At 51.1% G+C, this 2903-nt stretch carries 3 protein-coding genes; all 3 read right to left on the bottom strand.

Annotated elements, in window-relative coordinates; translation table 11 throughout:
• Positions 1–744 (bottom strand): thrombospondin type 3 repeat-containing protein (locus tag B2R29_RS10210; RefSeq protein ID WP_301180971.1); only part of this gene is annotated, 744 nt, incomplete at its 3' end.
• Positions 745–1259: 515 nt separating this feature from the next.
• Positions 1260–2063 (bottom strand): hypothetical protein, encoded by an 804-nt coding sequence (locus B2R29_RS10205; protein ID WP_301180970.1) that lies wholly within the window; start codon positions 2061–2063, stop codon positions 1260–1262.
• A 36-nt stretch (positions 2064–2099) separates the two neighbouring features.
• The coding region (locus B2R29_RS10200) for a hypothetical protein (RefSeq protein ID WP_301180969.1) at positions 2100–2903 on the bottom strand (804 nt) is incomplete at its 5' end.

The raw sequence follows: 2903 nt of genomic DNA, 5'->3' as shown, positions 1-2903 counted from the left end.
CGCATCGGAAGACTGGGTGAGGGCCTCGGCATTCAAGGTAGCGTGAAACTTGATGTCCCGCTTGCCAAAATCCCCGCTGACCAGCGTTTGTTCTTTACTGTTAGAGATATAGAGTTTGTTGTTTTCGCCTCGTGTTTTCTTCGTTGGTCCAGCATAAGCACCGATATAGATATTGCCAGAGCCTGTTTCTACGTTGCTGCCCGCCTTGTAGCCAATGGCGATGTTATTGCTTCCTGTAACCAGCGCCTCCAGCGTCCCGCTTCCAAGAGTCGAATTGCGGTCTCGTCTGTCGCGATGCCTGCCTTGGTGACGTTTGAGTGAGTTGGCTCCAACCACGGTGTTATCTGCACCGCCTCGCGTTGTAGAAAGGGCGAGAGAGCCAACAATAGTGTTGTTTCGCTCAGCACCAGCTCCTGCCCGATAGCCAATTACGACATTTGCGGAGCTGTCGCGCTCACCCGGTTCGGTTCTGATCCAAAGAGGCCGTGCTCCGAATCCCTCGCAGGCATCTCCTAAATCGTTTCCGTTAACATCGTATTGGAGTGGGTTGGAAACGTAGCGGCAGTTGTCCACGACATCATCGATACCATCATTATCATCATCGAGATCACAAACATCACCGAGCCCGTCGCGGTCAATGTCTCGCTGATCCGAGTTAGCGATATCGGGACAGTTATCTCGCGACACGCTCTCAGATCCATCCGGAAGTCCATCTCGATCCCGGTCGGCAACAAGATCGACCACGCATAGACCCCCTGAGCAAAGTGCCCCTAACTCGCAATTTATGTCCGAATCGCACTCCGTCTCAACGCACGTCCGTCTCTCTGTGTCACACAAGGTGCTTGTACAAGACGAGTTGGCGTCGCACGGCCTGCCTATGCCGACTCTCCTTTGTTGCTGCGGCTCGCTGCAGATGCCCTCGTCAGTGCAGATAGAGCTTGCCGGACAGTCACTAGGTAGTCGGCACAGCTCAGGACATCTAAAAGTCTCTTGATTGCAAGAATGACCTCCAGGACAGCCTATCCCGAAAAACGGAAAGCAGGGCTGACCAGCGTTTGCAGAGGTCGGCGCGAGGGCCAGACTGAAAAAACAGGTCAGAAAGACCGCAGGCAAAAGCATCAGTTTTTTCATGAGACATCTCCTCCTGAATAAATCATTTGAAATGACAAAGTGTCCAAGACAAAAAAGCACCGAACTCTATTGTGTTCGGTGCTTTTTGAGAGTTGCAATTACGGACTTTTGATTTTTGTCGAACAGCATCAGCCGCTTTTTTTCTTGCGATAAATGCTGTTGTATTGTTGAATCAGTTGGTCAGCCCGACGCTTATCGATACCCCAGGACCGCCATTGGTCTTTGACATCATAAATGGCTCTTCTGAAGGTGGCAGGACTCGTGCCCATATCGGCGATGACTTTCAGCGCGAGTTCAGGCTGTGAAATCAACAACGCTTTGACGTTGTCGCTGTTCGCAAATAACTCTAACCCCGTTGACCCACCCTGCAACGGCGGAAGGTGATCTGCGGTGACCTTCTCAAGCTGACAAGGGAAGTCTTTTTTGGATTTGGATGCGTTGTAGAGTCGTGAGAGTTGTCTGCCAATGTTGACCGATACGGAAGCGCGATCAGAAGAGCCCACTGTTTCCGTGAAAGTCAGTCGGTTTGGCATCGGGATGTCGGAACCGCGTTTGTCGGGCACCTGGATCGGAATAATCAGTTTGACCTTCACTTGATCAAGAAACTCGTCGGGTTTTTTGCCTTCTTTGGTCACCTCATAGTGAACCCATCTTGGATTGCGCAGATATCTCTGGTAGAGAACTCGACCTTTTTGATCAACCAACTGCACCATGCTCGATTGATCAGATCGGGTTAGTGGTATGCCCCCAGGCCCATCGCACGGCATCATCTCTACCGGTTTTGCGGTCCATCTCCCTTTTCCGTAGGCAAGGTCGATCATTAATGAGTAATTGACCTGCTCGTCATGATCTTTGTGATCCTGATGGGCAATACTTGGCGAGGTGGTTCCCATAAGCATCAGTGCCATCGCTGAAATGATGAAGTCTTTCATTTTTTAATCCTGTCTTGATATCTAACTTGGGAAAAATCAGTACCCGTCGAAGAACCAGTTCACTCGCTCTTCTGCTTCGATTCCCCAAGGTTGTCCCACCAATCCGCCAGCCATGACGGTGCCGCTACCATGGATGCCCCACCAGCCTCCGCGCTCGGCCGTAAACTCATAACACGCGGCTGGATCTCGTCCTTTATTGATTTGCTCGGCCTGGCACTCGGCTTCAGTGGGAAAAATATTGGCTTCCGGAGAGCCAACACAGCCGTAGCAAGTGTCCCCGTCGTACTCATCACCAAGGTCAATGAGCGCATGTGCGGTCTCATGCAAGAAAGCCTGCGTGTTACTGCCCTCAGCAGAGAAATGGGTGCCACTATTGCAGTCTCTCACGCTAGTTTTGTGCAGCACCGCTTCGACATCACTGAAAGAGATTTCATATGCGGCGAGATGATGAACAGTGCCACAATCAGTTATTTGAGCCTCACGCTTATAGACCCAAAAGTTCAGGTGATTCAGCTCTTCTTCCAGAATGTCCTGAGAGCCCAGAATGTCCTGAACCTTGTCGGTCGCATCGCCGATAAAGTCGGATAGATCCTCATCGGCCTCTGCATAGTCATCAGCCATATGGAAGACTATGTCGGCATTGTCATCAGTAGAAGAGGCTGTCGAGCGTACCCTGCCGCGAATAACCTGATTACTGGACGCATAAGCGGGTCCCGTAATCTCGGTATGATAGTAACCGTCAACAAAAGTTGCATTAAGCGGCAGACCTAGAAACTCCCCCTGACTCATCACGTTTGCGGCGTAGTGCAGATAACCAGCAGGGTAGGGTCCACCTGTATA

Source organism: Thalassolituus sp. UBA3500 (assembly GCF_002377545.1).
Classification (GTDB): domain Bacteria; phylum Pseudomonadota; class Gammaproteobacteria; order Pseudomonadales; family Oceanobacteraceae; genus Thalassolituus.
This window is presented reverse-complemented; position numbering and strand designations above follow the sequence as displayed.